General features: G+C 63.2%; 13 protein-coding genes. 7 read left to right on the top strand and 6 right to left on the bottom strand.

Annotation, left to right across the window (positions count from 1 at the left end; all coding sequences use genetic code 11):
* Positions 1-79: 79 nt before the first annotated feature.
* Positions 80-382 (bottom strand): DUF982 domain-containing protein, encoded by a 303-nt coding sequence (locus AC1DXN_RS06145; RefSeq protein WP_477269704.1) that lies wholly within the window; start codon positions 380-382, stop codon positions 80-82.
* 204 nt (positions 383-586) lie between these two features.
* Between AC1DXN_RS06145 and AC1DXN_RS06150 the strand changes: the two genes are divergently transcribed.
* The 5 genes from AC1DXN_RS06150 (at position 587) to AC1DXN_RS06170 (ending at position 8217) form a co-directional block, all read left to right on the top strand.
* Positions 587-1645, top strand: coding sequence for a glycosyltransferase family 4 protein (locus tag AC1DXN_RS06150; protein WP_477269702.1), 1059 nt, complete (start codon positions 587-589; stop codon positions 1643-1645).
* Positions 1646-1697: 52 nt separating this feature from the next.
* On the top strand, positions 1698-3860 hold the full coding sequence (locus AC1DXN_RS06155) for an amylo-alpha-1,6-glucosidase (protein ID WP_477269700.1): 2163 nt from the start codon (positions 1698-1700) through the stop codon (positions 3858-3860).
* A gap of 148 nt (positions 3861-4008) precedes the next feature.
* Entirely contained in the window at positions 4009-5790 is a 1782-nt protein-coding gene (locus AC1DXN_RS06160; protein WP_477269697.1) for an alpha,alpha-trehalose-phosphate synthase (UDP-forming), read from the top strand.
* Positions 5787-6548 carry a trehalose-phosphatase gene (otsB, locus tag AC1DXN_RS06165; protein ID WP_477269695.1) on the top strand — a complete coding sequence of 254 codons (762 nt, stop codon included), beginning with the start codon at positions 5787-5789 and terminating at the stop codon, positions 6546-6548. Before AC1DXN_RS06160 ends, otsB begins: the two co-directional genes overlap by 4 nt.
* A gap of 211 nt (positions 6549-6759) precedes the next feature.
* Positions 6760-8217 (top strand): NCS1 family nucleobase:cation symporter-1, encoded by a 1458-nt coding sequence (locus tag AC1DXN_RS06170; RefSeq protein WP_477269694.1) that lies wholly within the window; start codon positions 6760-6762, stop codon positions 8215-8217.
* A 202-nt stretch (positions 8218-8419) separates the two neighbouring features.
* Here AC1DXN_RS06170 and AC1DXN_RS06175 read toward each other — a convergent pair whose 3' ends face one another.
* From AC1DXN_RS06175 to tpiA, 5 genes are all read right to left on the bottom strand, one after another.
* Entirely contained in the window at positions 8420-8959 is a 540-nt protein-coding gene (locus AC1DXN_RS06175; RefSeq protein WP_477269692.1) for a DUF1697 domain-containing protein, read from the bottom strand.
* A 12-nt stretch (positions 8960-8971) separates the two neighbouring features.
* Positions 8972-10609, bottom strand: coding sequence for a CTP synthase (locus AC1DXN_RS06180; protein ID WP_477421502.1), 1638 nt, complete (start codon positions 10607-10609; stop codon positions 8972-8974).
* Positions 10610-10747: 138 nt separating this feature from the next.
* Entirely contained in the window at positions 10748-11863 is a 1116-nt protein-coding gene (locus tag AC1DXN_RS06185; protein ID WP_477269688.1) for a L,D-transpeptidase, read from the bottom strand.
* Positions 11864-12063: 200 nt separating this feature from the next.
* A complete protein-coding gene (gene secG, locus AC1DXN_RS06190; RefSeq protein ID WP_477247071.1) occupies positions 12064-12540 on the bottom strand; it encodes a preprotein translocase subunit SecG in 477 nt (158 codons plus the stop codon).
* Between the two features lie 176 nt (positions 12541-12716).
* Positions 12717-13487, bottom strand: a complete 771-nt coding sequence (tpiA, locus tag AC1DXN_RS06195; RefSeq protein ID WP_477269686.1) for a triose-phosphate isomerase — start codon at positions 13485-13487, stop codon at positions 12717-12719.
* Between the two features lie 154 nt (positions 13488-13641).
* Here tpiA and AC1DXN_RS06200 point away from each other — a divergent pair, with 154 nt between their 5' ends.
* Complete coding sequence (locus AC1DXN_RS06200) at positions 13642-15537, top strand: peptidyl-prolyl cis-trans isomerase (RefSeq protein WP_477269684.1); 1896 nt, start codon at positions 13642-13644, stop codon at positions 15535-15537.
* Positions 15534-16544 (top strand): anthranilate phosphoribosyltransferase, encoded by a 1011-nt coding sequence (gene trpD, locus AC1DXN_RS06205; protein ID WP_477247077.1) that lies wholly within the window; start codon positions 15534-15536, stop codon positions 16542-16544. The genes AC1DXN_RS06200 and trpD overlap by 4 nt, the downstream gene beginning before the upstream one ends.
* The last annotated feature ends 3 nt before the right edge of the window (positions 16545-16547 follow it).

A 16547-nucleotide genomic window follows, 5' to 3' on the forward strand; every position in this document is an offset into this window, starting at 1 on the left:
GGCCTCGAATGATATGCACAAACAAAGCCACGCCGGCACCGGCCAGGGCGCGGCGTCGAAATCGCAAAAACAAATGACCCTATCGCCTCAGCGCGTATACGCCGTCCATGTTTCCGCCGCCCATAGGCAGTGCCATGTCGTCGTCAAGCAGGCGGGTGATGCGGGCAAAGCCGGTAAAAGCCTTCCGTGCTTCTTCGGCGGACATCCGGCCCGAAAGGGCAGCTGAGCAGCAATTCAGCGCGCATTGGTATACTGGCCCGCGCCGCCCTGCCGGCCATTTCTGCAAAAACACCATCGCTTCGGCAACGCTATCGACTTCTTCCACTGGATGTCCCTGCCCGCGCGCAATGCGCACCGGCGTAAAGAAATGCAAGCGATCCATCGTATTCCTCCCGGGTCGATCGCCTCCGCTCGATCGAACCCCATTAAACTCACGACTGGCCATTTGGTTCCAGAAGAATCGGCGGAACCTCAAAAATAATGTGCGCTCCGGACGTCGTTGCCGTGCGTTCGTGGTTTTGTGCGGAACGTAAGGCCGGCTGACGCATTGGGGTCCTGTGATGATTTTCGAGGGACAGTTCATACCATGCGGATAGCCCATGTCGCGCCTCTGCACGAATCCGTGCCGCCCCGGCTCTATGGCGGCACAGAGCGGATCGTTTCCTATCTGACCGAAGCGTTGGTCGAACTCGGCCATGAGGTGACCCTGTTCGCCAGTGGCGACAGCCGGACGTCGGCACGATTGGTGCCGGGGCGCGAGCGCGCGCTTCGTCTCGACCCGCGCCCGCTCAAGTCGGAAACCGCCGCACATCTTGCAATGCTCTCCGAGGTGAGGAAGCGTTCTCATGAATTTGATATCATTCACTTTCACCTCAGTCATTTCCTGCATTTCCCTTTCTTCGAAGGCATGGCGGAGCGGACGGTGACGACGCCGCATGGCCGGCTCGACTATGTCGATCTGGCGCCCGCCTATGAGCGTTTTCCGCGCTTTCCCATGATTTCCATCTCGCGCAACCAGAGAACCGGTCTTGCCAACGCCAACTGGCTGGCGACCATCCATCACGGACTGCCGACGGATATCTACCAGCCGACTTTCGAGACCGCGGCAGAAGAGCCGTACCTTGCTTTCCTCGGCCGGCTTTCTCGGGACAAACGCCCCGATCGCGCCATCGAAATCGCCTCCCGCTCCGGGATGAAACTGAAGTTGGCGGCCAAGATCGGCGATGATGACCGCGCCTATTTCCACGAAAAGATCGCGCCGCTGATCGACGGCGACCGCGTCGACTATGTCGGCGAGATCGAGGAAAACAAGAAGGCGGCGTTTCTCGGCAATGCGGCCGGCCTGCTGTTTCCGATCGACTGGCCGGAGCCGTTCGGCCTAGCGGCAATCGAGGCGATGGCCTGCGGCACCCCAACGATCGCCTGGAATTGCGGCGCCCTGCCCGAGATCATCGATCCTGGTGTGACCGGTTTCGTCGTCGATACGATCGAAGATGCGGTCGCCTCGGTGCCAGGCTTGCTGCGGCTCGACAGGCGCAAGGTGCGTGCAGCGTTCGAAAAACGGTTCTCCGCCATGCGAATGGCGCGTGACTACGTCGCCGCCTATGAGCGCCTGATCGGCGTCCAGGAAGCGAGAGCTTCGTGAGCGGCGTCGCGTGGTCAAGGACGTGGAATGAATTCGACGGAGTTGTTGGCGGATGAACCAGCTCGACGAGCGCACGCTCGATCCCGCCGTAGCGCTTGCGTCGCTCGACGCTACCGCCCCGCGTGAGCCGCACCGGCTGTTCGCGCTCAAGCAGGGCGACTGCTTTGTCGTTGCCGATGCCTATGGCGATATCAGGGGCGCCGGCGACGGTTTCTTCCGCGACGACACCCGCGTGCTCTCCGAATTCCGGCTGACCGTCGGCGGCAGGCCGACATCGCTGCTTGGCGCCTCGCTCAGCCAGGACAATGTGCTGTTCACCAGCAACCTGACCAATTTGCCGATGCAGAGCGCCGCCGGCCGCGACATTCCGCAAGGCGCCATCCATATCGAACGCGTCAGGCTGCTTTGGCAGGACCGGCTGTTCGAGCGCATCACCCTTTCGAACTACAGCCGGGAAAACGCCACCATCAGCGTTTGCCTGCACTTTGCCGCCGATTTCCGCGACATGTTCGAAGTGCGCGGCTCGACAAGGGCCAAGCGCGGCATGGCCCATGCAGCGGAAACGGAGGCGACATCCGTCCTGCTGCGCTATGACGGACTGGACGGGCTGGCGCGCGCGTCGGCCATATCGTTTTCGCAGGCGCCGGATCATCTGGCGGCCGACCGTGCCGAGTTTCTGCTCGCCGTGGCCAAGCGCAGCAGCGAGGTGCTCTATGTCGAGGTTGGTCCACAGGTGGCGGACGTGCCGGACCGAGACCGTTTCCGTGCTGCCGCGGCTCGCGCCCGCTTCGGCATGCGTGCCAAGCGCCGTCATGGCGCCACGGTGCACAGTTCCGGCCGTGTCTTCAACGACTGGATCGCCCGTGCCCGCGCCGATGTCGCATTGCTGACCACCGAGCTTGAGACCGGCCCCTACCCCTATGCGGGCATTCCCTGGTTTTCGACGGCGTTCGGCCGCGACGGCGTCATCTCGGCGCTGCAGATGCTGTGGCTCAACCCCGGCCTGGCGCGCGGTGTGCTGGCCTTCCTTGCTCAGCACCAGGCGACCGAAACGCTGGCGTTCAGCGATTCACAGCCAGGCAAGATCATGCACGAGACCCGCAAGGGCGAAATGGCGGCGCTGCGCGAGCTTCCCTTCGGTCGCTATTATGGCGGCGTCGACACGACGCCACTCTACATCCACCTGGCCTGCGCCTATGCCGAGCGCACCGGTGACATGGCGTTCATCGACGGCCTATGGCCATCGCTCTGCGCCGCCGCCGAATGGACGGAAGCGGCAAGCCGCGAAACCGGCTTCGTCACCTATCAGCGCGCCGCCGAATCCGGCCTTGCCAACCAGGGCTGGAAGGACAGTTTTGACTCCGTCTTTCATGCCGATGGCCGCATCCCCAAGGGGCCGATCGCCCTGGTCGAAGTGCAAGGCTATGTCTTTGCTGCCTTCCGAGGCCTGGCGAAGCTCGCGCGCCGTCGTGGTGAGGACGACAAGGCCGATCACTGGGACGACCGCGCCGAGGCCATGCGGGCGGCGGTGGAACGCGATTTCTGGCTGGACGACCTCGGCTTCTATGCGCTGGCGATAGACGGCGCCGGCGAGCCCTGCAAGGTCAGGACTTCGAATGCCGGGCATCTGCTCTTTGTCGGGCTGCCTGAGCCGGCGCGGGCACAGCTGGTCGCTGACCAACTGCTTTCGGCCTCCTTCCACTCCGGCTGGGGGCTGAGGACGCTTGCCGACGATGCCGTGTTCTTCAACCCGATGTCCTATCACAATGGTTCGATCTGGCCGCACGACACCGCGCTCTGCGGCGCCGGCCTGGCGCGCTATGGCGAACGGAAAAGCGTGGTCCGGCTGATGAGCGGCACGTTCGAGTCCGCCGTCCACTTCAACATGCGGCTGCCGGAATTGTTCTGCGGTTTTACCCGTGCGCCGGGCGAAGCGCCGATCGCCTACCCCGTCGCCTGCCTGCCGCAGGCGTGGTCGGCGGGTTCGGCCTTCATGCTGATGCAGGCCTGTCTCGGGCTGGAGATCGACGGCTGGGACGGCGAGATCCGAGTTACCCGCCCCAGGCTGCCGATCGGCATCGACACGCTGACGCTGCGCCATCTGGGCGTTGGCGACACAAAGGTCGACCTGACGTTCCAGCGGGTCGGCGACCGCGTCGTCGCGTTTCTCGCCGACCGCCATGAAGGGCTGGTGCCGCTGATCGTCAGAACATGATCCGGACGGGACTGTGGCCGGAACCAGACCGCATGTTTGTGCGTTGCACAAATACGAGTTCCAACGGCGACAATGTCGCCGACGAGCGGTTTCAAATTCGAGACAAGAAGTACCGGCCGCCGAACGGCCGAAAGTGAGTTGGCATTCAATGACAGATTATGGCGTAGAGCTGCTTTGGGTTCTGATCCTGGCAAGTCTCGGTCTTTCCACCCTCGCGGTGGTGTTCTCGATATCTCGGCAGCGCCGCAGTCACGTACCGGCGGTTGAACGCACTGCCGGTGAGGACGTGGCCGCGGAAGCGGCGCGCAAGGTGATGCGCGAATTCGAAAAGAACAGCCAATCGGCCGATGCTGCGCTGGTGACATGGTCGCCCGAGACCTTGCGCAAGATCCTGGCCGACGACCTGCCGGAGGCGCAGGTCATCGTGGTGTCCAACCGCGAGCCCTATATCCACAACACCAAGGATGATGGTGGCATCGAATTGCTGGTCCCGGCCAGTGGGTTGGTTTCGGCGCTCGAGCCAATCACCCGCGCCTGCGCCGGCACCTGGATCGCCTATGGTGGCGGAACAGCAGACCGTCTCACGGTCGACAAGGACGACCGCGTGCAGGTGCCGCCCGGCAATCCCTCCTACACGCTGCGCAGGGTCTGGCTGACCGAGGAGGAGCATCAGGGCTACTATCTCGGCTTCGCCAATGAAGGCCTGTGGCCGCTTTGCCATATCGCCTTCACCCGGCCGATCTTTCGCGTCTCGGACTGGGAGGCCTATGAAGCCGTCAACCGCAAGTTCGCCGATACGGTGGTGGCCGAAGCGCGCAACGAGCGGCCGATCGTGCTGGTCCAGGACTACCATTTCGCGCTGTTGCCGCGGATGATCCGGGAGCGGCTGCCCGAGGCGATCGTCATCACCTTCTGGCACATCCCATGGCCGAATTCCGAGGTGTACAGCATCTGCCCCTGGCGGGAGCGGATCCTGGACGGGCTGCTCGGCAGCTCGATCATCGGCTTCCACACCCAGTTCCATGCGAACAACTTCACCGAGAGCGTCGATCGATTCCTGGAAAGCCGCATCGAACGGGCGGATGCGGCGATCTCCTATGGCGGCCAGACGACATTGGTGCACGCCTATCCCATCTCCATCGAATGGCCGGCCGCCCTCCTGGCAAAACTGTCTGATGTCGACGCATGCCGCGCCCGTCTGCGCGAGCGGTTCGGCCTGAAAGCGGACGTGAAGTTGGCCGTCGGCGTGGAGCGCCTCGACTACACCAAGGGCATTCTCGACCGTTTCCAGGCGCTGGACGAGCTGTTCATGAAATACCCGGAATGGGTGGGCAAACTGGTCTTCCTGCAGATCGCCGCGCCCAGCCGCGGCACATTGCCGGCCTACAAGCTGCTCCATGACGAATGCCTGCGCTATGCCGACGAGCTCAACCAGCGCTATGGCAGCGAGGGCTACAGACCGATCATCATGGTGGCCGAGCATCATTCGCAAGAACAGGTCTACGAGATCTACCGCGCCGCCGACATCTGCATGGTCACCAGCCTGCACGACGGCATGAACCTGGTGGCCAAGGAATTCGTCGCCGCACGCGACGACGAACAGGGTGTGCTGATGCTCAGCACCTTTGCCGGTGCCTCGCGCGAACTGCTGGAGGCGCTGATCGTCAATCCCTACGATGCGGCGATGATGAGCGAGGTGCTGTTGCAGGCGCTGACCATGTCGCCGGAGGAGCAGCGCGATCGCATGCGCCCGATGCGCGAAATGGTGCGCGACAACAATGTCTACCGCTGGGCCGGCTCCATGCTTCTGGACGCGGCGCGCCTGCGCAAACGCGGCGATCTCGACCGGGCGACGGGCAGCACCGAGCGGCCCTCAAACACCGACAACATCATCTCCATCTTCGAGCGCAAGCGGAAGGTGGCGTCGTGAGGCGCCTCCAACAGCTGTCGGCAGCAGAATTGCCGGAGGGGCGCTGGGCGCTTTTCCTCGATATCGACGGCACCTTGCTGGAACATGCAGATCACCCCGATGCGGTGTCCGTCAGCGACGAATTGCGCGGGCTTCTCGGCACCATCGAACAAACACTCGATGGCGCCGTCGCCTTCATCACAGGCCGCTCGGTTGGAGCCGCCGACAGGCTGTTTCATCCGCTGAAGCTGCGCGTTGCCGGTCTTTACGGATTGGAGCATCGGCTGACGCCTGACGGCCCTGTCGAAGTTGCCGACGCTCCGGCCGATGTCGCCGCCCTTGCCAACGAGATCGAGGCCGAACTGGGCAGGCATAAGGTCTATGTCGAGCGCAAAGGCCCGATCCTCGCCATCCATACCCGCGCGGCACCGCATCTGCTGGCCCGGGCAACCCAACTTGTCGAAAAGGCTTTGGCGGAGCTTCCCAAGGGCTATCGGGTGATCCCGGGAAATGCCGGTGTCGAACTCATGCCGCTCGAGGCGGCCAAGGGCGCGGCCGTGCGGCGGTTCATGGCAATGCCGCCATTTGCCGGGCGACGGCCTGTCTTCCTTGGCGACGACGCGCCGGATGAAAACGGATTCGAGGCGATCAACGAAGCCGGCGGCATCTCCATCCGTGTCAGGCCGCGTGGGCCAACCGCGGCAAAATACGTGCTCGACGATGTGACCAGCGCCATAGGCTGGCTTGCCGCCAATTTCGAAAAATCGCCGGTATCCTGAGATTGATCGCCAAGCCGGCAGAAATTCGAATCAAGCGCGACCGTTGAATCAGCCGATCACCCATAAAAGCTGATCGATAAGCGCGATTTGCATTGAATATCTTTAAGGTCAAAGCCGGCAAATGGGTTGCTTGCCGGTTCCCCTGCGTCAGGCCTAACCTGCGCGCAGCCAACGCATGGTGGTGCGTTCGGCTCAAGGGGAGGATTTCACAGTGACCATACAAGGCGCATCGCCTGACCTGTACAATGAGGATCTCGCGCCGGCGACGGTTCGAAACTGGGGACCGTTTTCAATCTTCAACGTCTGGACGTCTGACGTCCACAGCCTGTGGGGATACTATCTCGCTGCCAGCCTGTTCCTGTTCTGCGGCGGCTTCGTCAACTTCATCATCGCCATCGGCATCGGCTCGCTGATCATCTATGTGCTGATGAACATGGTCGGCTATGCCGGCGTAAAAACCGGCGTGCCCTACCCCGTACTTGCCCGCGCCTCCTTCGGCATCTGGGGCGCCAACGTTCCGGCGCTGGTTCGAGCCATCGTTGCCTGTTTCTGGTACGGCGCGCAGACGGCGGCGGCATCCGGCGCCATCGTTGCGCTTCTGATTCGCTCGCAATGGTTCGCCGACTTCAACGCCAACACGCATTTCCTCGGCCATACCGGCCTCGAAGTGATCTGCTTCGTGGTCATCTGGGCGCTGCAACTGCTGATCATCCAGAACGGCATGGAAACGGTGCGCCGCTTCCAGGACTGGGCCGGTCCGGCCGTGTGGGTGATGATGCTGGTCCTGGCCATCTATCTCTGCGTCAAGTCAGGGAGATTTGCCTTCACCAGCGACATCCCGATGGATGTGCTGCTCGACAAGACCAAGGATGCGGGTGTGCCCGGCACGCCGGGGTCGTGGACATCGCTGTTTGCGGTGGCGGCGATCTGGGTGACCTATTTCTCGGCGCTCTATCTCAATTTTTGCGATTTTGCCCGCTATGCGCCCGACAAGGCGTCGCTGCGCAAGGGCAATATCTGGGGCCTGCCGATCAACCTCATCCTGTTCTCGCTTGTCGCTGGCGTCACCACAATTGCCGCCTTCGACGTCTACCACGAAGTGCTGTTGCACCCCGACCAGATCTCGGCGAAATTCGACAGCTGGTTCCTTGCGGCGCTCGCGGCGCTGACCTTCGCCGTGGCAACGCTCGGCATCAACGTGGTGGCGAATTTCGTCTCGCCGGCCTTCGACTTCTCCAACGTCTTTCCCCGGCAGATCGACTTCAAGAAGGGCGGCTATATCGCGGCTGTGATCGCGCTGGTGCTCTACCCCTTCGCGCCTTGGGAAGGCAGTGCGGCCTCCTTCGTCAACGTCATCGGCGCGACGATGGGACCGATCTTCGGGGTGATGATGGTCGACTACTATCTGATCCGGAAGGGCGAGGTCGACGTCGAGGCGCTCTACAGGGAAGACGGCGAGTTCCGCTTCCAGGGCGGCTGGCACGTCAATGCCTTCATCGCTGCCGGCATCGGCGCCATCTTCTCCTCGATCCTGCCCAACTTCACCACCGTGCTGCCGTCGTGGTGGGGCGTCTATGGCTGGTTCTTCGGCGTGGCGATCGCCGGCGCCATCTACTATGTGCTGCGCAGCATGGCATTGGGTGCGGGCGCCAAGACGGCGAAGGCCTGAGCGCCGGCTAGCCTTCTCCCCTTGTGGGAGAAGGTGGCCTCGCGAAGCGAGGTCGGATGAGGGGTGTTGGACGGATCGCGACCTTGAAGAATTAAGCGCTTGAGAGTGCTTTGTTTTTCAGCGCCGCGTTTCTTCCAACACCCCACATCCTTCTCGGCGCTACGCGCCGATCCACCTTCTCCCACAAGGGAGAAGGGAAGACCTAACCTCCTACCATCTCAGCCAACCTCCGCACCGTATTCCAGTTGCGCGCGGTGCCGATGCCGAGGCGTTTGTGGTTCATTGCCGCGAGCAGGCGCGAACTTGGCCTCTCGCGCGAAAATACAACCCAGATGTCGCCGCCGACCAGCTGTACCTTCTCGTGCTCGGCGGCGTAGGCCTGCAGCGCGGCCACGCCTTCCGCGGGCGCAGGTTTGCGCATCACCCGCACGGCCACCTGGTCGCCTGCCGCGGCAGAATCGCCCGGGAATGGATTGCCGGCGGCGAGCTTCAGCCATTCCTCGGCCGTGCGCACGATGATATCGACGTGGCGGCCGAAGGTTTTTTCGAAGGCCGTTTCCAGCCGCTGTTCAAGCCTGGCGATATCGGTCGCCCGCGCCTCAAAGACCAGATTGCCGGTCGCAAGCAGCGTGCGCGGATTCTTCAGCCCTAGGCCTTCGGCCATCGCCTTGAGGTCAGCCATGACAACCCGACGCCCCTCGCCCAGGATGATGCTGTAGAGCAGTGCGACACAGGCCTGCATCGGTGCCAGCGCCTATACCAGGCGCGATTGCTCCACTGCCGCTTCGATGAAGCTGGCAAACAGCGGATGCGGGTCGAGCGGCCGGCTCTTTAGTTCCGGATGGTACTGGACGCCGATGAACCAGGGATGGTCAGGATATTCGACCGTTTCCGGCAGCACGCCGTCGGGCGACATGCCGGCAAACACCAGGCCGCAATCCTCGAGCCGCTCCTTGTAGTCGACATTGACCTCGTAGCGGTGGCGGTGGCGCTCGGAAATCTGCGTATCGCCATAGATGGTGGCGATTTTCGAGCCCTTGGCCAGGTCAGCCTGATAGGCGCCGAGCCGCATCGTGCCGCCGAGATCGCCGGTTTCCCGGCGCTTCTCCAGCATGTTGCCCTTCAGCCATTCGGTCATCAGGCCAACGACCGGTTCCTTGGTCGGGCCAAACTCGGTCGACGAGGCATGTTCGACACCGGCCAGCGAACGCGCCGCCTCGATGCAGGCCATCTGCATGCCGAAGCAGATGCCGAAATACGGCACTTTTCGCTCACGGGCGAACTTGGCCGCCAGGATCTTGCCTTCCGAGCCACGCTCGCCAAAGCCGCCGGGGACCAGGATGCCATGGACCTTTTCCAGCCACGGCGTCGGATCTTCCTTTTCGAAAATCTCGCTCTCGATCCAGTCGAGCTTGACCTTGACGCGATTGGCCATGCCGCCATGCGACAGCGCCTCGATCAGCGATTTGTAGGCATCCTTGAGGCCGGTGTATTTGCCGACGACGGCAATCGTCACCTCGCCTTCCGGATTGTGGATGCGGTTGGACACCTTCTGCCAGGGCTCCATGCGCGGCTTCGGCGCCGGGTCGATGCCGAAGGCGGCCAGCACTTCCGAATCCAGCCCCTCATTGTGATAGGCCATTGGCACGTCATATATGTGCGGCACGTCGAGCGCCTGGATGACAGCACTTTCCCTGACGTTGCAGAACAACGACAGTTTTCTTCGCTCTTCCTTGGGGATGGCACGGTCGGCGCGGACCAGCAGTATGTCAGGCGCGATGCCGATGCCGCGCAGTTCCTTGACCGAATGCTGGGTCGGCTTGGTCTTCAATTCGCCAGCGGTCGGGATATAGGGCATCAGCGTCAGATGCACGTAGACAGCGTTGTTGCGCGGCAGGTCGTTGYYGAKCTGGCGGATCGCCTCSARGAAMGGCATCSCYTCGATRTCGCCGACCGTGCCGCCGATYTCGMMCAGCACGAAATCATAGTCGTCATTGCCGTTGAGGACGAAATTCTTGATCTCGTCGGTGACGTGCGGAATGACCTGCACGGTGGCGCCGAGATAGTCGCCGCGGCGCTCGCGCTCGATGATGTTCTTGTAGATGCGGCCGGTGGTGATGTTGTCCTGCTGGTTGGCAGAGCGGCCGGTGAAGCGTTCGTAGTGGCCGAGGTCGAGATCGGTCTCGGCTCCGTCATCGGTGACGAAGACTTCGCCATGCTGGTATGGCGACATCGTGCCAGGGTCGACATTGAGATAGGGATCGAGCTTTTTGATGCGTGCGCGATAACCTCGCGCCTGCAAGAGAGCCCCAAGGGCCGCTGCAGCGATGCCTTTTCCAAGTGAGGAAACCACGCCGCCTGTGATGAATACATATCGCGCCATGGGAGTCATCGCTTAACGCGGCCGAATTGATTCCGCCAGAGAAAAAACCGCCGCGAAGGCTTTTTCCAGAGAAGGCGCTCTGATCGTGTGCGAGGCAAAACAAAAGGGCCGGCTAGGCCGGCCCTTTCGGCAGAATGGATCAAGGCGTCAGATGATGACTACCTTGGTGCCCACTTTCACCCGGCTGTAGAGGTCCATGACGTGCTCGTTGATCATGCGGAAGCAGCCATTGGAGGCGCTGGTTCCGATCGACTGCGGCGCGATGGTGCCGTGGATGCGCAGATGGGTGTCTTTCTTGCCGTCGTAAAGGTAGATGGCGCGGGCGCCGAGCGGATTTTGACCGCCGCCGGGCATGCCGTCCTTGTACTGGCCATAGTGCTTCGGCTCGCGCTTCTGCATGTCGAGCGTCGGGATCCAGCGCGGCCATTCCTGCTTGTCGCCGACGGCGACCGTGCCCTTGAACTGCAGGCCTTCGCGGCCGACCGCGATGGCGTAGCGGCGTGCCGTGAAGGCCGATTCGACGAGGTAGAGGCGGCGGGCGCTGGTGTCGATGACGATGGTGCCGGCGCTATAGCCGGTGAATTCGACTTCCTGCGGCACGAACTCGGGCTTCACCTTAAACTGCTTCTTGGCTTGCCGCTTGGCGAGCGCCTGGTCGAGGGCACGCGTCTCAGGCAGCAAGGACATCGAGGAAGAAGACGTACCACCGAACAGGCCGGCGAAAAGCCCGCCGGTCTGCGGCTTTTGCCCAATCGGCTCGCTGCGCAATTCGCCATTGTTGCCGGTCAGCGCGACATTCATCGCCTCGGCCGGGATCGGCTCGGCCGACTGGATTGGCTCGATCGGTTCAACCGGCTCGATGATCTTGGTCTTCTTCGTGGCTGCCTTGGCGTCAGCCACCTGCGTTGCCGCGGACTGACCCTTCTTGGCAAGGAAGGCCTCGCGTACGGCGTCGGCCTTGGCTTTCGCCGCGTCGCGCATCGCCAGCTTGCGGGCCTCGAGCGCCTTGGCGCGGACGGCTTCCTTGTCGGCGACGATCTTGGCTTCGAGCTTGCTGATCTGGGCAAGGTCGTCCGACGTCGGATTTTTCTTCTTCTTGAGAAGCTTCAGCTGTGCCGCGTCGCTCTTGGCGGCGACGTTGACGATGTCGGTTGTTACTGCGGCCTTGTGAGCCGAATTGCCCGTTGGCATGGCCGCATAAGCGGGCGCACTCAGGCCGAGCACGGCACAAAGGCCGGCGAAAATGAAGCTGCGAAGCTGCATGGCGAAGATCCGATCGTTCAATGCTTGTTGCCCACGGCGTCGCCCGGCGTCCCCCAAGGACGCCGAAAGTGCCGCGCGCAATCTATAATCGAACTGAAGGAGCGGCCTCAAGCGTGGCGCATGGTCGAATCTTCGTGATCGTGTGGCATTTGCCGCGACTGTGTTGAAACAACAACAGATCGCGGCATCAGACCCGCCGATTACTGGTTCGGGACCTGCGGCGTGACCGGCAAGGTGACGCCATTGGCCGTCGGCGGTGTCGCCGAATCGGTAGCAGGCGGCGTGGCGGGAGCCGCTGCAGGAGCCGTTGCCGGAGGCGTCGCGGCGGCATCATTGCCCGACGGCGGCGTCGGCGCGGTGTTGCCGGACGGTGGCGCTGGTGGCGTGGTGCCGGGCAGCTGGTTGAGCACGCCACCCGAGGTGCCGGGGACGCGATCGAGGATGTCGATCGGCTTTTCGCCATAGCGGGCGACGATGGACAAGGTCAGCGACGTGACGAAGAAAGCCGCCGCCAGGATCGCCGTTGCTCGTGTCAGAGCGTTGGCCGCGCCGCGAGCGGTCATGAAACCGGAGCCGCCGCCAATGCCGAGGCCGCCGCCTTCGGAGCGCTGCAGCAGCACCACGCCGACAAGCGCGAGGACGACCATGAGGTGAACGACGATCAGTACGGTTTCCATAGATTATCCTGGCAAGGCCTTGCGCGGCCGCGATTGCGGCCGGTGATTTGGAGGCGGCTCAATACAATGCTTTGATGGCATTTCCAAGCCCGTGGCCGGAATATGGGAAGCAATGCGCCCTTTGCAACGATTTCGGCCCCGGCGCAGGCCTGCCCAACCGCCCTGACAGGCTGCGCCTACGCAATATTTAGATACGCTTCGGCGATGCCAAGAAAGTCCGCCGCCTTCAGGCTGGCGCCGCCAACCAGCGCGCCGTCGACATTCTTCACGCCAAGCAGTTCGACCGCATTGGACGGTTTGACCGAGCCGCCATAGAGGATGCGCATTTTGGCCGCCGCGGCCGTGCCGAGCAATTCCGCCAGTTTTTCGCGAATATGCGCGTGCGCCTCGGCGACGTCGTCGGCGGTCGGCGTCAACCCGGTGCCGATCGCCCAAACCGGCTCATAGGCAATGACGGTGTTGGCTGTCGTGGCGGTCGGCGGCACCGAGCCGGCGACCTGGCGCGAAAGCACGTCGAGCGTGGCGCCCACTTCACGCTCCTGCTTGGTCTCGCCAATACAGACGATGGCGATGAGGCCGGCTCGCCATGCAGCGGACGCCTTGGCCTGAACCGTCGCATCGTCTTCGTTGCTTTGCTCACGGCGCTCGGAATGGCCGACAATGACGTGGCTGGCGCCGGCGTCCTTCAGCATCTCGGCCGAGATACAGCCGGTGTAGGCGCCGCTTTCCTTGGCGTGGCAATCCTCGCCGCCGGCCCTGACCGGGGTGCGCGAGAGAATTTCCGCGGCGTGCGCCAGCAAGGTCGCGGGCACGCAGACCAGCGCTTCGGTCTCGGCGTCGAGCCCGCTCATGAAGCCGTTGCCGATCATCCTGAGCTCATTGAGCGAGGCGCTGGTGCCGTTCATTTTCCAGTTGCCGGCAACGAGCGGGCGAATTCCAGGCGTCATGGGGTTGTTTCTCCGGGCGACATTGGGCTCTATTAAGCTCTCGCCCTCACTACCAAAATCAAGCCACAAAGCAATCGACACTGGGCCGGAAGGGCGCTATTGCGCTTGTTTCAGACTCGGCGCACGCGAAAATGCGCAAAAATCGGAAGTAACCATGCTTGGTATTTTGAGAAACGCGGCGGGCACCTGGGTCGCGAAAGCACTGCTGTCCCTGCTGGTGTTGAGCTTTCTGGCCTGGGGCGCCACCACCAAGATGGTGGGCGGGGTGCTGGCCGGTCATCATTCGGTCATCACCGCTGGCGGCACGACCGTTTCGATCACTGAATATCGGCTGGCCTATGATCGCCAGATCAGCGTGATGTCGCAGCAGTTCGGCCAGCGCATTTCGCGCGAGCAGGCAACCGCGCTCGGCATCGACAACCAGGTGCTGGCGCAGCTCGTGTCGGGCGCCGTTCTCGACGAGCAGGCGCGCACGCTCGGGCTCGGCCTGTCCAAGGACCGGCTGGCCGAACTCACGCGCGAAGATCCGGCCTTCAGGGGTCCCAGTGGTCAGTTCGACCGCAAGACATTCGAATACATGCTGCAACAGGTTGGCATGCGGCCGGAAGACTATTTGAAGAATCGCGCCCAGGTGGCGGTGCGCCAGCAGATCGTCGAGGCGGTCTCGGACGGCCTCAAGGCTCCGGACACTTTCTTCAAGGCTGTCGCGCTCTACCGCGGCGAGGACCGCACCGTCGACTACCTGACCTTGCCGAAAAAACTGGTCGAGCCGATCGAGGCGCCCGCCGACAGCGCGCTCCAGACCTATTTCGATGCCAACAAGAAAACCTATGCGGCGCCCGAATACCGCAAATTCTCCTATGTCAGGCTCGAGCCGCAAGACATCATGGATGTCAGCGCGGTGACCGACCAACAGGTCAGCGACGACTACAACAAGAACAAGGGCCGCTACACGACGCCAGAGCTGCGCACCATCGAACAGCTGGTGTTCAAGACGCCCGATGCGGCGAAGGCAGCGCTTGATTCGCTGAAGACCGGCGCCACCTTTGACAAGATCGTCACCGCCGAGGGCAAGACGCCAGCCGACACGCTGCTTGGCACGCTGGCCATGGACAAGATCGCCGACAAGGCGGTGGCCGATGCGGCCTTCGCGCTCAATGTCAACGAAGTCAGCCCGGTCGTGCAGGGCGCCTTTGGTCCAGTGCTGCTGCGCGTCACCGAGATCAAGCCGCAAGTGGTGAAGCCGCTGGCCGAGGTGTCCGACGAGATCCGCAAGGACCTGGCATTGGGCGAGGCAAGCCGCATCCTGCTGGATGTGCACGACAATTACGAAGACACCCGGGCCTCGGGCAGCACGCTGGCCGAAACGGCCGCCAAGCTGAAGCTGAAGGACGTCACCATCGAGGCGATCGATCGCACCGGCCAGGCGCCGGACGGGACGATCATCAAGGATTTGCCGGTGTCGCCGGACCTGATCAAGGCGGTGTTCGCCGCCGAACCCAAGACCGAGAATGAGGCCCTGACCACGACCGACAACGGCTTCGTGTTCTACGAGGTCGAGGCGATCACGCCGGCGCGCGACCGCAAGCTGGATGAAGTTCGCCAGAAGGTGGTGGCCGACTGGACGGCAGCGGAAACGGCCAAGCGGCTGATCGCAAAGGCCGACGAGCTGGAAAAGCGTCTCAAGGCCGGTACCACGCTCGATGTGATCGCCGGCGAACTCAAGCTTGAGAAACAGACCAAGCGCGGCGTCAAGCGCGAAGCCGACGACGTCGATTTCGGTAAGGAAGGGGCGGCCGCGATGTTCGGTGTCGGCGAAGGCGGGACCGGACTGATCCCCTCGCCCACCGGCGACGGACAGATCCTGTTCAAGGTCGCGGAAGTGTTCGAGCCTGCCGGGGCCGATGCCAACTCGGTGCCGGCCGATGCGCAGAAATCCTTCACCTCCGGCATGTCCGACGATCTGCTCGACCAGTTGGTGGCGCAGTTGCAGACGCAGTACGACGTTCGCATCGACCAGGCCGCCGTTTCCCAAGCCCTGAACAGATGAGCGCGCTGAAGACCCATATCGCCAAGGTCGCCACCGGGGCCGCTCTCTCCTTCGAGGAAGCGCGTGAAGCTTTTGACATCATCATGTCGGGCGACGCGACACCCGGCCAGATCGGCGGCTTCCTGATGGCGCTGCGCGTGCGCGGCGAGACGGTGAGCGAGATTTCCGGCGCCGTCGCCACCATGCGCGCCAAGATGCTGCGCGTCGTCGCACCCGAAGGCGCCATCGACATTGTCGGCACCGGCGGCGACAATTCGCACTCGGTCAACATCTCGACGGCATCCGCCTTCGTCATCGCCGGCAGCGGCGTGCCTGTCGCCAAGCACGGCAATCGCGGGCTGTCGTCGCTGACCGGGGCGGCCGACGTGCTGACGGCGCTCGGCGTCAAGATCGACATTCCGCCGGAAACCATCGGCCGCTGCATCCATGAGGCCGGCGTCGGCTTCATGTTCGCGCCGGCGCATCATCCGGCGATGAAACATGTCGGCCCGACCCGCGTCGAGCTCGGCACCCGCACCATCTTCAACCTGCTCGGTCCGCTCTCCAATCCGGCGAGTGTCAGCCGGCAGATGGTCGGCGTGTTCCTCCCGGAATGGATCATGCCGGTGGCCGAGACATTGAAGGCACTGGGCACTGACCACGCCTGGGTCGTGCATGGCGACGGCTATGACGAGATCACCACCACCGGCGAGACCCAGGTGGCGGAGCTCGCCGGTGGCGAAATCCGCAGCTTTACACTGACCCCGGAAGCGGTCGGGCTGAAGCGCCACACCAAGGATGAGTTGCGCGGCGGCGACGCCGCCTACAACGCCAAGGCGATGCGCGACATGCTGGGCGGTGCCGCCGGCGCCTATCGCGACACGGTGCTGATGAATGCCGGCGCCGGACTGGTGGTGGCTGGCAAGGCGACGACGCTGTCCGACGGCATGGAAGCAGCCGCGCAAGCCATCGACAGCGGCCGGGCGCTGCAAGTGCTCGACAGGCTGGTCGAGATTTCGAACGGATAGTGC

The organism is Mesorhizobium sp. P2_H9 (assembly GCF_056403215.1).